At 64.7% G+C, this 15,094-nt stretch carries 15 protein-coding genes and 1 riboswitch; of the genes, 2 read left to right on the plus strand and 13 right to left on the minus strand.

The window, feature by feature from the left end; all coding sequences use genetic code 11:
- Positions 1 to 145: 145 nt before the first annotated feature.
- The 6 genes from cobF to cbiE are packed head-to-tail and all read right to left on the minus strand — an operon-like array spanning position 146 to position 5,242.
- Positions 146 to 880 (minus strand): precorrin-6A synthase (deacetylating), encoded by a 735-nt coding sequence (gene cobF / locus V7Q10_RS02415; RefSeq protein ID WP_333867445.1) that lies wholly within the window; start codon positions 878 to 880, stop codon positions 146 to 148.
- Positions 873 to 1,607, minus strand: a complete 735-nt coding sequence (cobA, locus tag V7Q10_RS02420) for a uroporphyrinogen-III C-methyltransferase (protein WP_333867446.1) — start codon at positions 1,605 to 1,607, stop codon at positions 873 to 875. Before cobA ends, cobF begins: the two co-directional genes overlap by 8 nt.
- Positions 1,604 to 2,926, minus strand: coding sequence for a cobyrinate a,c-diamide synthase (locus V7Q10_RS02425; protein ID WP_333867447.1), 1,323 nt, complete (start codon positions 2,924 to 2,926; stop codon positions 1,604 to 1,606). Before V7Q10_RS02425 ends, cobA begins: the two co-directional genes overlap by 4 nt.
- Positions 2,923 to 3,705: a precorrin-4 C(11)-methyltransferase gene (cobM, locus tag V7Q10_RS02430; protein ID WP_333867448.1), complete on the minus strand. Its 783-nt coding sequence runs from the start codon at positions 3,703 to 3,705 to the stop codon at positions 2,923 to 2,925. Before cobM ends, V7Q10_RS02425 begins: the two co-directional genes overlap by 4 nt.
- Positions 3,702 to 4,067 carry a cobalamin biosynthesis protein gene (locus V7Q10_RS02435; RefSeq protein ID WP_333867449.1) on the minus strand — a complete coding sequence of 122 codons (366 nt, stop codon included), beginning with the start codon at positions 4,065 to 4,067 and terminating at the stop codon, positions 3,702 to 3,704. Before V7Q10_RS02435 ends, cobM begins: the two co-directional genes overlap by 4 nt.
- Positions 4,064 to 5,242 carry a precorrin-6y C5,15-methyltransferase (decarboxylating) subunit CbiE gene (gene cbiE / locus V7Q10_RS02440; protein ID WP_333867450.1) on the minus strand — a complete coding sequence of 393 codons (1,179 nt, stop codon included), beginning with the start codon at positions 5,240 to 5,242 and terminating at the stop codon, positions 4,064 to 4,066. The genes V7Q10_RS02435 and cbiE overlap by 4 nt, the downstream gene beginning before the upstream one ends.
- Here cbiE and V7Q10_RS02445 point away from each other — a divergent pair.
- Positions 5,241 to 5,984 (plus strand): cobalt-precorrin-6A reductase, encoded by a 744-nt coding sequence (locus V7Q10_RS02445; protein WP_333867451.1) that lies wholly within the window; start codon positions 5,241 to 5,243, stop codon positions 5,982 to 5,984. The two genes, cbiE and V7Q10_RS02445, sit on opposite strands and share 2 nt — an antisense overlap.
- Here the strand turns inward: V7Q10_RS02445 and cobJ are convergent.
- The 7 genes from cobJ to V7Q10_RS02480 are packed head-to-tail and all read right to left on the minus strand — an operon-like array spanning position 5,960 to position 13,833.
- The gene (gene cobJ, locus V7Q10_RS02450; protein WP_333867452.1) at positions 5,960 to 6,694 is read right to left on the minus strand and encodes a precorrin-3B C(17)-methyltransferase; all 735 of its coding nucleotides are present in this window, start codon (positions 6,692 to 6,694) and stop codon (positions 5,960 to 5,962) included. The genes V7Q10_RS02445 and cobJ overlap by 25 nt on opposite strands.
- The gene (locus tag V7Q10_RS02455; RefSeq protein ID WP_333867543.1) at positions 6,691 to 7,428 is read right to left on the minus strand and encodes a precorrin-2 C(20)-methyltransferase; all 738 of its coding nucleotides are present in this window, start codon (positions 7,426 to 7,428) and stop codon (positions 6,691 to 6,693) included. The genes cobJ and V7Q10_RS02455 overlap by 4 nt, the downstream gene beginning before the upstream one ends.
- Positions 7,428 to 8,057 carry a precorrin-8X methylmutase gene (locus tag V7Q10_RS02460; RefSeq protein ID WP_333867453.1) on the minus strand — a complete coding sequence of 210 codons (630 nt, stop codon included), beginning with the start codon at positions 8,055 to 8,057 and terminating at the stop codon, positions 7,428 to 7,430. Before V7Q10_RS02460 ends, V7Q10_RS02455 begins: the two co-directional genes overlap by 1 nt.
- Complete coding sequence (cobG, locus tag V7Q10_RS02465) at positions 8,057 to 9,205, minus strand: precorrin-3B synthase (protein ID WP_333867454.1); 1,149 nt, start codon at positions 9,203 to 9,205, stop codon at positions 8,057 to 8,059. Before cobG ends, V7Q10_RS02460 begins: the two co-directional genes overlap by 1 nt.
- Positions 9,198 to 12,434, minus strand: coding sequence for a cobaltochelatase subunit CobN (cobN, locus tag V7Q10_RS02470; protein WP_333867455.1), 3,237 nt, complete (start codon positions 12,432 to 12,434; stop codon positions 9,198 to 9,200). Before cobN ends, cobG begins: the two co-directional genes overlap by 8 nt.
- A gap of 6 nt (positions 12,435 to 12,440) precedes the next feature.
- Entirely contained in the window at positions 12,441 to 13,475 is a 1,035-nt protein-coding gene (gene cobW, locus V7Q10_RS02475; RefSeq protein WP_333867456.1) for a cobalamin biosynthesis protein CobW, read from the minus strand.
- 1 nt (position 13,476) lies between these two features.
- Positions 13,477 to 13,833, minus strand: coding sequence for a DUF1636 domain-containing protein (locus tag V7Q10_RS02480; RefSeq protein WP_333867457.1), 357 nt, complete (start codon positions 13,831 to 13,833; stop codon positions 13,477 to 13,479).
- A 91-nt stretch (positions 13,834 to 13,924) separates the two neighbouring features.
- Positions 13,925 to 14,137: riboswitch (cobalamin riboswitch) on the minus strand.
- Between the two features lie 38 nt (positions 14,138 to 14,175).
- Here V7Q10_RS02480 and cobO point away from each other — a divergent pair.
- Positions 14,176 to 14,835 carry a cob(I)yrinic acid a,c-diamide adenosyltransferase gene (cobO, locus tag V7Q10_RS02485; protein ID WP_333867458.1) on the plus strand — a complete coding sequence of 220 codons (660 nt, stop codon included), beginning with the start codon at positions 14,176 to 14,178 and terminating at the stop codon, positions 14,833 to 14,835.
- Positions 14,836 to 15,094 lie beyond the last annotated feature (259 nt).

Genomic DNA, 15,094 nt, shown 5'->3' on the forward strand with positions numbered 1-15,094 from the left:
CACCACTGCGTAGGGTGGGGTTCCACCCCACCACCCAAACCGCCCCCGTGTCACCGACCCAATCGCTAAAATAGGGCAATCCCGCGCAGCTAACCCCTTGATTTCACACAGACCAAAAAAGTCTCACAGTGCGACATTCAAAAAACTACCCCCGCCGCAGCAGGTAAATATCCATAATCCAGCCATGCGCTGCCCGCGCCGATGCCCGCATCTGCACAATCTGCGGCCCTACCTCGGCCAAGTCGCCCCCAAGGATAATCTGCTCGGCCATCCCCACATAGCCGCCCCACCAGATCGACACCCCCGCCGGATCAAGCGCCTGAAACGAACATTCGCCGTCCAGCATCACAACGGCCGTATCAACGCCCAAGGGAAAGCCCTCATCGCGCAGCCGTCGCCCGGTGGTCACCACAAAGGGCGCGCCGATCTCGTTCAGCGCGATGCCATGCGCCGCCGTCAGCGCCTGAACCGAGGTGATGCCGGCAATGACCTGCACCCGCTCTGGCGGCACCAGCCGTGCCGCAATCCGCAAGGTGCTGTCGTAAAGCGACGGATCGCCCCAGACCAGCAGCGCCACCTTGCCCGCCGCACCAATCGCCTTGGCCCAAACCGCGGCAATGCGGTCGTGCCAATCCTCGACCCGCGCCAGATAATCGGCAATCGCCTCGTCGCGCACAGGCAAGTCAAATTCGACGACTTTGGTGGCAGGATTGGTCAGAACCTCGGCCAAGATCGCGCGGCGCAGCTCTGCCAGATCGGCCTTGCCAGCCCCTTTGCGGGGAATCAGGATCACTTCGGCCGCATTGATCGCCTTGATCGCTTGCAAGGTCAGATGGTCGGGATTGCCGGTGCCAATGCCGATCAGGGTCAGATCAAACATCTGTGCCGCCAAACTCTGCCAAGGGGCCATAGAAGATCAGCGCCGGATGCGGGCTGCTGGCGGTTTGCAAAAGCTCGGCCAGACTGGCGACGCTGTGGCGGCTGATCTTTTGATGCGGGGTCGAGACCGCCTCGGCCAAAAGCGCAGGCGTCTCAGGCGGCAGGCCGTGCGCGATCAGCCGCGCCGCCAAATCGGCAAAGGTGCGTCGCCCCATATAGACCACGGTCGTCGCCATCGGGTCGGCAAGGGCTGGCATATTCACCGCCTCGGGCAGACCACCGGTGACATCGGCGCCGGTGATAAACTGCACCCGCCGTGCGGAAAGCCGGCGCGTCAGCGGAATACCCGCCGCCGCCGCCGCCGCCGAAGCCGAGGTCACACCCGGCACGATCTCATAGCCGATCCCCGCCGCTTGCAGCGCCACGATCTCTTCTTCCAAGCGGCCAAACATGCCGCAATCGCCCGATTTCAGCCGCACCACCCGCAGCCCTGTCGCCGCATGATCCACCAACAATTGGCTAACGTGATCTTGTTTGGGCGAGGGTCTGCCCGCGCGTTTGCCAACCGCAATCAGATCGGCCCCCTTGTCCGCAAGCGCCAAAATCGGGCCCGCAGACAGATCGTCAAACAGCACCACTTCGGCATTGGCCAAGCGCTGCACCGCCTTGACCGTCAACAGATCAGGGTCACCCGGCCCCGACGACACGAAAGAGACAAAACCGGTCATTGCGCCTCTGCGATCAAATGGAAAAAGGTTCCGGTGGCCAGCGCGCCGCTTGGCTGGCGGCGGTAGGATCCGGTCTCGGCCACCTCGGCCCCCGTGGCATCGGTGACACGCGCAAGCGCTGCGTCGGGTTGCGACAGGATGGTGGCATAGTGAAATTCATGGCCGCGCAGCGCAGCTTGCCCGCCGCCGCAATAGTCAACCAAGGGCGCTGCATGGCGGTAACCCAAATGCATCCGCCGCTTGGCAAACGAGGTTTCAAGCCCCAAAAGCCCCAACATCTGATGCCGCAGACCGCCCGCATCCACCAGCCCCGCGCCCATTGCCATATAGCCGCCGCATTCGCCATGCACCGGCTTTGTCGCGGCAAAGGCGCGCGTGCCCGCCAGAAACTGGCTGTTGGCCGCAAGTTTGCCCGCGTGCAACTCGGGGTAGCCACCGGGCAGCCAGCAGCAATCGGCACTGGGGTCGGGGGCCTCGTCTGCAAGCGGTGAAAACGGCAAGATCGTCGCCCCAGCCGCGCGCCAGCCTTGGATAAGATGCGGATATACAAAGGAAAACGCCTGATCGCGCGCCAAAGCAATGCGGTCTGCTGGCGGGCGCAAACCCAAGGGTTCCGCCGCAGGCAGCGCCCCACCCGCGGCGGCCGCCATCAGCGTGTCAAGATCCATATGCTGGGCAATAAAGCGCCCGGCTTCGGCCAAAAGTGCGGCTAGTTCAGGCTGCTCTTCGGCCTGCACCAAGCCCAGATGGCGTTCAGGCATCGCAATCGCGGGGTTGCGCGGCAGCGCCGCCAGCACCGGAATGCCCACCGCCGCCATGCCAACCCGCACCAAAGCCTCGTGACGCGGCGAGGCGACACGGTTCAGCACCACTCCGGCGATTTTCACATCGGGCCGCATCGTGGCAAAGCCAAGCGCCACCGCCGCCGCCGATTGCGCCTGCCCCGAGACATCAATCACCAGAACCACCGGCCAGCCCATCATCGCCGCGACATCGGCACTGGCCCCGGTGCCGGTCTCGCCTGCCAAGGCCACGCCATCAAACAGCCCCATCGAGCCTTCGGCCAAGATCAGATCGGCGCCCTCGGCTGCCGCGACCAGCCCGCGAAGGCGCTCAGGCCCCATCGCCCAGCTGTCCAGATTGACCGAGGCCCGCCCCGAGGCCGCCGCGTGAAAGGCGGGGTCGATGTAATCGGGCCCCGATTTGAACGGCTGCACCACCACGCCGCGCGCGCGCAGCGCCGCAAGCAGGCCCAGCATCAGCGTGGTCTTGCCAGTGCCCGAGGCCGGGGCCGAGATCAACAAGCCGCGGGGGGTCATTCTGCCTCCGGAAAGCGCGGCTCGGTGCCGACGGGGCGAAAGCGGCGGTCATAGTCGCCGGCGTAAAGCCGGCTTTCCTCAAAACCTTCGGCGGCCAAAGCAGGCCCCACAAGGATCAGCGCCGTGCGCTCCATCTCGGCGCCAATCGCGGTTTGCAAGGTCGACAGCGTGGCGCGCACGATACGCTCGTCAGGCCAAGTCACCCGCCAGACCACGGCCACAGGGCAATCGGGCCCATAATGCGGCAACAGATCGACCACGACCTTTTCCAGCACATGTACCGAAAGATGCAGCGCCAGTGTCGCCCCCGTGGCTGCAAAGGCGGCAAGGTTTTCGCGCGCAGGCATCGCTGTCGCCCGCCCCGAGGTGCGGGTCAAAACCACCGATTGCGTCAGACCGGGCAGCGTCAACTCGGCCCCCAAAGCGGCGGCAGCGGCGGCAAAAGATGGCACCCCCGGGGTGACATCATAGGCAATCCCCAGCGCACGCAGGCGGCGCAACTGCTCGCCCATCGCCGACCAGACCGACAGATCACCCGAATGCAGCCGCGCCACATCCTGCCCTGCGGCATCGGCGGCGGCAATTTCGTCCATGATCTCATCCAGCGACAAAGGCGCTGTGTTGACGACACGCGCCCCCGCTGGGCAATGCGCAAGCAGGGCTTGCGGCACCAAAGACCCCGCATAAAGGCAAACCGGACTTTCCGCGATAAGCCTCTGACCGCGCAGCGTAATCAGATCAGCAGCCCCCGGCCCTGCACCAATAAAGTGAACCGTCATCGCACGCTCCTTTCGGCAAGGGCCGCTGTGGCCATGCCGTCTTGTGATTGCACCCGAGCGCGCAAAAGCCGCGCGCCTGACCCCGCGGCGGCAAGCGCCGCAGCCTCTGCCAGCGATCCGGTGCCGTAAAGGGCTGCCACCCGCGCCGATTGGGTCGGTGTCGCCTGTGCGGCCAGATCGGTTGCGCTAATCGCATGGACCGGCAGGCCGCAAAGCGCTGCAAATTGCACGAAAACCGCCGCCTGCGCCTTATCTTCGGCAGTGGCAAGCGCCACGGCCCGCGCACCGCCTGCCGCCAGAAAGGCCGCCTGCAAGGCCGCCAGATCCGCGCCTTTGCGAAAGCCCATGCCTGCCACGATCATCGCAGAACGCTCCATTGCACCACAGGGCGCGAGGCCGCCCAGCCGCGCATCCGGCCCAAGGGTGCCGCCTGCGCCAGATCAATCCGCAGCAAATCACCGCCGCGCAGGGCCTGTTGCTGGGCAAGCAGGCTCTCGGTTTCCAAGGTCACCCCATTGGCCACCAGCCGCGTGCCCTGCGGCAGCATCGCCCACAGCTGATCAAACAGCGCAGCCGATCCGCCCCCCCCGACAAATACCGCATCGGGCAGCGGCTGATCGGCCAAGGCCGCCGCCGCAGGGCCTGTCACCACCGCCATGCGCTGCGCCATGCCAAAGCGCGCGGCATTGTCACCGATGTTGACCGCACGGTCTTCGCGCAGCTCAAAGCAGATCGCGCGCCCACCGGCCAAACACCACTCGACCGAAACCGAGCCCGAGCCCGAGCCAATATCCCAAAGCAGCTCGCCCCTGCGCGGGGCCAGCGCCGACAGCGTCAGCGCCCGCACCGGGCGTTTGGTGATCTGCCCGTCCGAGGCAAACAGGCTGTCCTCTAGCCCAGCGGCGCGCGACAGCCCCTTGCCCGCCGTCACCTCGATGGCCATCGCGACCAAGGGCGTGATGTCTTGCAGATCAAAGCCCGCAGCAGTGGTTTTGCGCAGGCGTTCCGAGGGTCCGCCCAAAGCCTCAAGCAGGGTCAGATCGGCGGCAAAGCCCTGCTGGGTCAGCCATGCAGCCAAGGCCGCAGGGGCCTCGGCGTCGCGCAGCAGACAAATCGCGCGCGCGCCTTTGCTCAGCACCGCGCGCAGCTGCGCGAAGGGGGCCGCGTGCAAGCCGTGGCAGGTGATCTCTTCGATCCGCCAGCCCAGCCGTGCAGCCGCCAGCGAAAAGGTCGAAGCGGCAGGATAGGCCACCCACTCGGCAGGCGCGAGATGCAGCGCAAGACTGCCCCCCGCGCCGTGCCAGAACGGATCGCCCGAGGCCAAAATCGCCACCTTTTGCCCGCGACACGCCAGCACAGGCGCCAGTGAAAACGGCACAGGCCAATCGCGCCCCCGCGCCCCCGCCGCCACAAGCGCCAAATGCCTTGGCCCGCCAAAGACGATTTCGGCGGCACCAAGCGCCTTGCGGCTTGCATCTGTCAGCCCCGCCAGTCCATCTTCGCCCAGACCGATGATTGCAACCCAAGGATCAGACATGACACGCAGCCTTATCCTTGGCGGCACCACCGAGGCCAGTACCTTGGCCCGCGCTTTGGCTGCCGCTGGTGCGGATGCGGTGTTTTCCTATGCCGGGCGCACCGAAGCCCCCGCAGCCCAGCCGCTGCCCACCCGCATTGGCGGCTTTGGCGGCGTTGACGGGCTGATATCCTATCTGCGCGCCGAAAAGATTGACGCGGTGGTCGATGCCACCCACCCCTTTGCCGCCCAAATGAGCCGCAACGCGATCGAGGCCTGCGCCCGCGCCGGCGTGCCGCTGATCGGGTTGCAGCGCCCAGCTTGGCGCGCGGGTGAAGGTGATCTGTGGACCCATGTCGACGATATAGACAGCGCCATCGCCGCCCTGCCCGATCAGCCCGCACGGGTGTTCTTGGCGATTGGCAAGCAAAACCTTGCAGGCTTTGCCGCCCGCCCGCATCACTATCTGCTGCGCTTGGTCGATGCGCCCAGCGCGCCGCCGCTGCCCGATTGCACGGTTGTGCTGGCGCGTGGCCCCTTTGACGCGGCCCAAGACCTTGCCCTGCTGCAAGCCCACCGCATCAGCCATATCGTTGCCAAAAACGCAGGCGGCGCGGGGGCCGAGGCCAAGCTGATCGCCGCGCGCAGCCTTGGCCTGCCGGTCATTCTGATCGACCGGCCAAAACTGCCCGCGCGGCGCGTGCTGGCAGAGGTGGCTGACGTGATGGCCTGGCTTGATCATCCCGCAGACCTTGGCGTGTAAACAAAGCGCCCAACACGGCGGGTGGCAGAATTGCCGACCAAAACAACGGTGCGCATATCGGCCATCTCGGGCGTGGCTTCGGCCAGGGTTACGGTGCTGATCCGCTCGTCAGGGGTCGAGACCGCGCGGGCAAAGATGATCAACCGATCCGGCCCGCATTCTTGGCGCAAAATCTCCAGCACGCGGGCAAATTGATGCGGGCGGCTGGCCGAGCGTGGGTTGTAAAACCCCATGGCGAAATCGGCCTGTGCCGCCAGCCGCAGCCGATGTTCCACCAGATCCCAAGGTTTCAGATTGTCGCTAAGGTTGATGGCGCAAAAATCATGGCCCAAGGGCGCACCAGCACTTGCCGCCGCCGCCAGCATCGCGGTGATGCCGGGCAGAATGCGTATATCAAGCCCGTGATGCGCGGGCTGCGCCTCTAGCGCTTCGAACAGCGCCGAAGCCATGGCAAAGACCCCCGGATCGCCAGATGAGACAATAACCACCCGCGCGCCCTGCGAGGCCAGCCGCAAAGCATGATCGGCGCGGTCAATCTCGACCCGATTGTCCGAACCGTGCAGCGTCAAGCCTTGCCGTGGTGCGACCCGCGCGACATAGGGGAAATAGCCGATCACATCCGTCGCCTCGGCCAGCACCGCGCGCACCTGCGGCGTCACCATATCCTCTTGCCCCGGCCCAAGGCCTACGACCGCCAGCCAGCCTGTCATTCGATGCCCCCCAATTCAGGACGCCGGCCCTGACCATGCACCAGCACGATCGCGAAATAGGGGCAGTCTTCGGGGTTCACATCGGCCAGCTTGGCGATGCGCTGGGTCGGCATGGTGCCGCGTTCGACCAGCCAAGCATCCTGCAACCGGCCAACCGCTTGCAAAGCCCGCCGCACCTTGGGCAGGTTGCGACCGGTTTTCATCACCACCATGGCGTCAGAGCGGCTCATATGCGCCACCAGATCGGCCTCGGGCAGCGTTGCCATCAGCACACACAGCACATCATCGCCCCAAGTAAAGGGCGCGCCAATCGCGTTCCAGCAGCCGGTCATGCCGGTGATGCCCGCAATCACCTCGACCTCGGCGCGGCCCTGCAGGCGGGTGTGCAGATGCATGAACGAGCCATAAAACAGCGGATCGCCCTCGCACAGCACGATCACCTCGACGCTTTGTGACAACAGTGCAAGCCGGTCAGCCCAGTCATCATAGAACTGCGCAAGCGCTTGATTATAGGCGGGGCTGTCAAAGGGCAGCTCGGTCGTGACCGGATATTCCATCGCATATTCGGTGACATCGGCGGCCAGCATGCCTTCGACGATGCGACGGGCTTGGCCTGCGCGACCTGCCTTGCGGAAATAGGCGACATGGCGCGCGCTGCGGATCAGACGATCTGATTTCACCGAAATCAGATCAGGGTCGCCGGGGCCAAGGCCGGTGCAAATGATCTTGCCCATCATTCAATCCGGCTTGCCAAAGCGTTGATCGCAGCCACCGTGATCGCAGAGCCACCCAAGCGCCCCTGCACCACCACCGAAGGCACCGGCAGATCCGCCATCAGTGCCGCCTTGGATTCCGCAGCCCCGATAAAGCCGACCGGGCAGCCGATGATCGCCGCAGGGCGCGGGCAGGTTGGATCTTCCAGCATATTCAGCAGATGAAACAGCGCGGTCGGCGCATTGCCAATCGCAACCACCGCCCCCGCCAGATGCGGACGCCACAGCTCGAGTGCGGCGGCCGAGCGGGTGTTGCCCATCGCCTTGGCCATGCCGATCACCGCAGGATCATGCAGCGTGCAGATCACTTGATTGCCAGCAGGCAGGCGGCCACGGGTAACCCCTTCAGACACCATGCGCGCATCACACAGGATCGGCGCGCCAGCTTCCAGTGCCGCCCGCGCCGCAATCGCCATGCCTGGCGAAAACTGCACATGCTGTTCCAGCCCCACCATGCCAGCGGCATGGATCATCCGCACCACCACGATCTCTTCCTCGGGGGTAAAGCGCGCCAGATCGGCCTCGGCGCGGATGGTGGCAAAGGACTGGCGGTAAATCTCGGCGCCATCGGTGATGTAGGTATGCGGCATCAGGGGGCCTTTGAGATAAGAGAGGGGTCGCAGATAAGCTCGGACGCGGATAGCGCGATGCGGTCGGGAATGCCAGATGCAGGACCGTCACAGATCAGGTCGAAACCGACAGGGGTCGCGGTTAGGGTGCGCGCGGGCCCCGGGTGCGCGCAGCCCTTGGCGCAGCCCGAGACATGCAAAAGCCCCGTCACATGCGGCGCAAGCGCGCGGGCAAGGCTGCGGGTGTCGCCAAGCGCCTGCGGGCAGGCGGGCGCGCCCGAACAGGCAACCACCCGCAGCATCGGATCCTCGGCGCGGGTGATCACGCCTTCCAGATCAGGCGCCTGCGCCAAGCCTTCGATCAACAGCATCCGCCAAGGTGTCAGCCGCAGCGCCCCCAGATCGGCCAAGGCGGCCAGCGTTTGCGCCTGCATCTGGCCAAAGTCAAAGCCCAGCAGCTGCCCCTGCGCCTGCGCGCCAAGCGTCGCGCGCAAGGGCTGCAAGCGCGGCGCCTCAAAGCCAGCAGGCAGGCCGATCCGCGCCAAAAGCTGCGCCATCCGGCCCCGCCCGCCTGTCACCCCGCCCGCATCCAAGAACCAGCGCGCCAAGGCCAAGGCCTGCGCCACCGCATCTTTGGCGCTGACCGCTTTCGCGCCGCCCTGCACGGCCAGCAACAGACCCTTGGGGCCGGTCTCGATCCAGATATCGGCGCTGACATCGCGCAACACCGGACGCGCGGCGGTATCCAGCACAAAGCCAAACTTTGCGGGCAATGCGGGGGCATCCGCTGCGGCCAAGGCTGCCGTCAGCTCTGCCGCAAGCTGCTGTGTCAGATCGGCGCTGTCCCAAAACGGCGTCACGATGATATTGCGCCGCGCCTCGGCCTCGGCGCTGTCGTCGATCAGCCCCAGCTGCCGCAGCCCCGCGATCAGCGCAGGATAGCTTGCCTCGGTGACGCCGCGCAGTTGCAGATTTGCGCGGTTCGATAGATCAATCAAGCCGTTGCCATGCAACCGCGCCAAATCCGCAATGCCGCGCGCTTGGGCTTGGGACAGTCGCCCGCCATGCGGGCGCACCCGCACCACCAGCCCGTCACCCGAGGCCATCGGCCGCAGCGCACCCGGGCACCAGCCTTGAATGATCGGACCCTGAATGACCACTTCAGCCATCCAAGCCCCCGATCTGCGCCGCAATCGAATTGCGCCGCGTCACCCATAGCCCTGCGTCAAACAAGGCCTGAAACCGCGCCTGCATCGCGGCCAAGGCTGCGGGGTTTTCGGCCTCAAGAAAGGCCACCAGATCCTCGCGGCCCAAGGTGGCTTCGTGATACAAATCGAACAATTGCGCCGGAACATTGCGGGTCAGATGCGCATAGGCGGCAAGGTTGTCCAAGGTTGCCGCAATCTCGGCGCCGCCGCGAAAGCCGTGGCGCATCATACCGCTGGCCCAATCGGGGTTGGCCGCACGCGCGCGCACCACTCGGCCCACCTCTTCCGAGACCGAGCGCGCACGCGGCGCGTCAGCCCGGCTGGCGTCGATGTGATAAAGTGCGGGTTCCGCCGCGCCAACCGCAGCCATGGCGGCGGCAAATCCGCCTTCATGGGCGGCGTAATCTGGCGCCATCAGGATGTCGGTTTCCACCAGATCTTGCACATGCGCATAGCCATCGGCGGCCTGCAACCGCTGGGCAAGGCCGGCGCGATCTTGCGAAATCTCGCCCTTGGCATCAATCGCCCATTCCGAACTGCTTAACCAAGCCTCACCCGCAGCCATGCGTCCCGCGTCGGAATAATCCTCCAGCGCAGGTTCCATCCCCATGCCATAAAGCCCGGGCTTGGGGCCAAAAACCCGTGCAGCCCGCGCAAGATAGGGGTTCATATCTGCCGCCTCGTCGCGCTGCGACAAGGCCGTGGCCCCGGCTTCGAACAATTGCGCCAGCCCGCCAAAGACATCGCGGAACAGACCCGAAACCCGCAGCGTGACATCAATGCGCGGCCGGTCCAGCAAGGCCAGCGGCAGGATTTCAAAGCCCGAAACCCGCTCTGACCCCTCGTCCCATTTCGGCGCAAGCCCTGCCAAATGCAGCGCCATCGCCAATTCTTCGCCCGCCGTGCGCATGGTGGCAGACCCCCAGAGGTCAATCACCAAGCCGCGCGGCCAATCGCCCTTGTCTTGCAAATGCCGCCGCAACAGCTCTTCGGCAAGCTTGACACCCTGGGCATAGGCCGCCCGCGATGGCACCGCGCGCGGATCGACCGTGTACAGATTGCGCCCCGTTGGCAGCACATCCGACCGCCCCCGCCACGGGCTGCCAGAAGGCCCCGCAGGCACCCGCGCGCCTGCAAGCGCGGTCATCAGCCCCTCGGCCTCGCCCGCAGCCGACCCGTAGATATGCAGCCCGTCGCCAAACTGGCTTTCCTTAATATCGCAAACAAAGCGGTCGATCCGCGTGATCGCCTCGGCAGCCGATGCCCCCGCAGGTAAGCCCAGATCGGCCTCGACGCCCGAGGCCTGCGCCTCGGCGCGGATGCTGCCGATCAACCGATCGCGGCGCGACGGGTCCAGCCCATCGGCGGTCGAGTATTCGTCCAGCAGCCGTTCCAGCCGCAACAGACCTTCGGGCACCGCCGATTGCGCCAAGGGCGGCGGCAAATGGCCCAAGGTCACAGCGCCAATCCGCCGCTTGGCCTGTGCAGCCTCGCCCGGATCATTGACGATAAAGGGATAGATCACCGGCAGATCGGCCAGCAAAACCTCGGGCCAGCAATCGGCCGACAGCGCCACCGATTTGCCCGGCAGCCATTCCAGCGTGCCATGCGCACCGATATGCAACAGCGCATGAAGCCCCTGCGCGCGCAGCCACAGATAAAACGCCACATAGCCGTGGCGCGGAACCCGCGACAGATCATGGTAATCGCCATCGCGGGCGGCGACATGGCCGCGCTCGGGTTGCAGCGCGATCAGGGCGCGGCCCGCCCGCAAGGCCGCAAAGTGAAACGCCCCCGCCGTGCAAGCCGCATCCTGCTCTGGCGCGCCCCAAGCCTGCGCCAACTGATCGCGCAAAGTCTGCGGCAGTTGCGACAGGGCGGCGTGATAGTCCTGCAGCGGCCAAGACAGCCGCTCGGCAATCAGGCGCGGCCCAAGCGCATCGGGGGCCGATACATCATGCCCCTGCGCCGCCATCTGCTGCAAAATGGCTCGGGTCGAGGCCAGAGCATCCAAGCCCACCGCATGCGCAATCTGGTCAGGCCGCCCGGGGTAGGTCGAAAGCACAATCGCCACAGATTTTTCGGCCACAGGCGCCGCAGCCAGCCGCAGCCAGCCCAGAACCCGCGCCACAACCTGATTGATCCGCCCCAGATCCGCGCGATGGGCAAACCGCGAGAATTGCAGATCAGGATCGCGCTTGCCGGGGGATTTAAAGCTGATCAGACCGGCAAAAATCCGGCCATCCACCTCGGGCAGCACCACATGCATTGCCAGATCTGCAGGGGCCAGCCCGCGCTCTGATCCGGCCCAATCGCGCCTGCGCGCGGTGGAAAGGGCGACCTGAAACACCGGACATTGCGGCGCATCAAGCGGGGTGGTGCCATCAGCCCCGCGCCCTGAAAACGCCGTTGCATTGATGATCGCCACCGGGGGCACCGCTGCAAAAGCGTCTGCCAGAAACGCCGCAGCACCACTGGCCTTCAGCGAGGGCACAAACACGCCATAAGCCGCCACACCCTTGGCGCGCAGCGCGGCAATCAGCGCATCAATCGGCGCGGTATCGGCCGCCGTCAGATAGCTGCGATAAAAGCTGACCAAAACCGCAGGCCCCTGCACCACGGGCGCTGCAATCACGCCCTGCGCGGGGTCGTACCAGCCGCAGCTTGGCACGGTTTTATCGCCCACAACCGGCCCGGCATAAAGCCCCGCCGCAAGCGCCAATTGCGCCAAAGCCGCCTGCGCTGCCACCGCACCACCCGCATCACAAAGCGCCGAAAGCCTGCGCAGCGTCGAGACCGGCAGGGTCGAATAGCCATCAAGCGCCGCATCTTCGCGCCCATCCGCCGGCAGCACCGCCAAGGCCACGCCATGCCTGCGCGCATAATCTTGCAGCTGCATCAGACCATAGGGCCAGTAATTTTCGCCGCCAATCACCCGCACTAAGATGCCTTTGACGCCCACCAAAGTGCGTTCGACATAGGCATCGACCGACATCGGATGCTTGAGCGCAATCAGATTGGCCAAACGCAGGCTGGGCAATTTCTCGCGCCCACGCTGCCAGCCCGCCGCGAAAGCCCCAAGATCACTGTCAGAAAACGACAGCACCACCAGATCCGCAGGCGTCTGCCCCAGATCAAACGGTGCCTCGGTATCCTCCAGCCCATGGCTTTCGCGAAAGACGACATGCATGGCGAATTAGGCCCCCAGCACGGCGCGAATGGCCGCCAGATCAATGTGATCATGCTCGGCAATCACCACCAATTGCCCCTTGCGCGGCAGAGCGCCCCAAGGCCGGTCAAACTGGTGCCGCACCCGCGCGCCCACCGCCTGCACCAGCAGACGCATCGGCTTGCCGGTCACCGCGACATAGCCCTTGACCCGCAAGATGTTCTGCTCGGCGGCCAGCCGCTGAATGGCTGCGACCAAAACCTCGATCTCGGCGATTTCGGGCAGATCAATCACCACGGTATCAAAATCATCATGCTCGTGGTCGTCGTGGCCATCGTGATGCGAGGGGCGCGCGGCCAGATCGTCTTCGGCCTTGGCGTTCAGCCCCAAGATCAGCGCCGGATCAATAATGCCTTCCGACATCGCCAAAATCGGCGTCGGGCGGGGCTGCTCGGCGATGATGATGGCGCGGGCTGCGGCCAAACCGGCCTCGCCAGCCAAATCAGCCTTGGACATCAGCACGATATCGGCGCAGGCGATCTGATCTTCAAACACCTCGGACAAGGGGGTTTCGTGGTCAATGCTGTCATCGGCCAAGCGCTGCGCATCTACCGCCGCCACATCCGGCGCAAAGCGCCCTGCCGCCACCGCTTCGGCATCGGCCAAAGCGATCACGCCATCGACCGTGATCTTTGAGCGGATCGCCGGCCAGTCAAAGGCCTTGAGCAAAGGCTTTGGCAAGGCCAACCCCGAGGTCTCGATGATGATATGATCCGGGCGCATCGGCAGCGCCATCAGCGCCTCGATGGTCGGGATGAAATCATCGGCAACCGTGCAGCAGATGCAGCCATTGGCCAGCTCGACGATATTCTCGACCGGGCAATTGTCATCGGCGCAAGATTTCAGAATGTCGCCATCGACGCCGACGGTGCCAAACTCATTAACCAAAATCGCCAAGCGCTTGCCCTGCGGGTTTTGCATCAAATGCCGGATCAAGGTGGTCTTGCCCGCGCCCAAAAAGCCGGTGATCACGGTTACAGGGATTTTTGCCAGATCGGTCATGTCAGCTCTCCAATGGGGGGATGCGCGCAAGGCTTTGCTTGCGAAAGATTACAGGACGGGCGCGCCAAGGCACAAGGCCATCGGCCGCCTCGGCATAGGCCGCAGCGCCCAAAAGGATATCGGGCGCATCGGCTTCGGTCAGACGACCGTAAACATAAGACCAACGCCCCGGCGCCGACAGGGCAATCGCCGCCCCCTGCGCGCAGGCCGACAGACATTCCACCCCAACAATGCGCACACCCTGCGGCGCCTCGCCCGCGATCAGCGCCGCGTGCAGCCGCGCACCCAAGGGCTGCTCGCCCTCGGCCAGTGGCAGGTTCGCTTTGCAGGTGGTGCAAACATGAAGTGTAACGCTCATCAACCCTCGCCCAATCTGGGGATGACGGGGAATGCCAGAGCGCTCGCCAAAAGGCGCAAGTGCCTGCTGGTCGCGGAACACCCCGTCCGCCCGTTCAGTCTCAGCGCTGGCAGGTCTCCCGGCTTGCGGATCCAAAGCGGCCAGATCAGGCCACTTAACGATCGCCCGCCTTCCCGAACCTTGCGGCCAGTGGCATGGGCGACCTCTCCGGTCACGGTCGCGGGGGCGGCAGCTTCGGGGGTCGCCCCCTTTTGCATTCCCTCTTCGCCTGTCATAGACAGGAACCAGCGCTGCCTCACCTGTGGCAGAATACACGCCCTTGTCAAGCAAAGCAGAGGTATCATGGCCCCGACACAGACGCCCCCCCAAGATGCAATCGCAAAAGCCGACACATCAGGCGATGAAAACGCCCGCCACGCCCGCAAGATGGCCAAGAAGAAAGCGGCGCGCGACAAGATCATGGCCGGCAAAGCGGGCGATAAGGGCCTGCTGATCGTGCATACCGGTGCAGGCAAAGGCAAATCCTCCAGCGGTTTTGGCATGATTCTGCGCTGCATCGCGCATGAGATGCCCTGCGCGGTGGTGCAATTCATCAAAGGCGCTTGGGATACGGGCGAGCGGCGGATCATCGAGGAAAACTTCGCCGACCTGTGCGAATTTCACGCCATGGGCGAAGGCTTTACTTGGGAAACCCAAGACCGCGCCCGCGATATCGCCATGGCCGCCAAAGGCTGGGAAAAAGCCAAAGAGCTGATCCGCGACCCCGACAATCGCCTTGTCTTGCTGGATGAGATCAATATCGCCCTGCGCTATGATTATCTTGATATCAATGAGGTTCTAACCTTTCTTGCAATCGAAAAGCCCCCGCTGACCCATGTGGTGATGACAGGCCGCAATGCAAAACCCGAATTGATCGAAGCCGCCGATCTGGTCACCGAAATGACCTTGATCAAACACCCCTTCCGTGCAGGCATAAAAGCGCAGGCAGGCGTCGAGTTTTAAGAGAGGGGCCAGCCCCTCGCGCCTGCGGCGCTCACCCCGGGATATTTAGGCCAAGATGAAAGCAACGAAATGTTAACCTTGATCGGGCAAACTGAAATGGCGGAACAGGGGGGGACCCCGATGGCCGCCCAAGGTGAAAGCGCCGCATCTCCCCCGCCCGCGCGGCCCGAGATGCGGTGCCGCCCTTCGGCTTTCATCTTGGCAAAAAATATCCCCGCCGGAGGCTTCCGAACGCGCCTGCATAACAGCGGGAGATTGT

The organism is Cypionkella sp. (assembly GCF_036782355.1).
Taxonomy (GTDB): Bacteria; Pseudomonadota; Alphaproteobacteria; order Rhodobacterales; family Rhodobacteraceae; genus Cypionkella.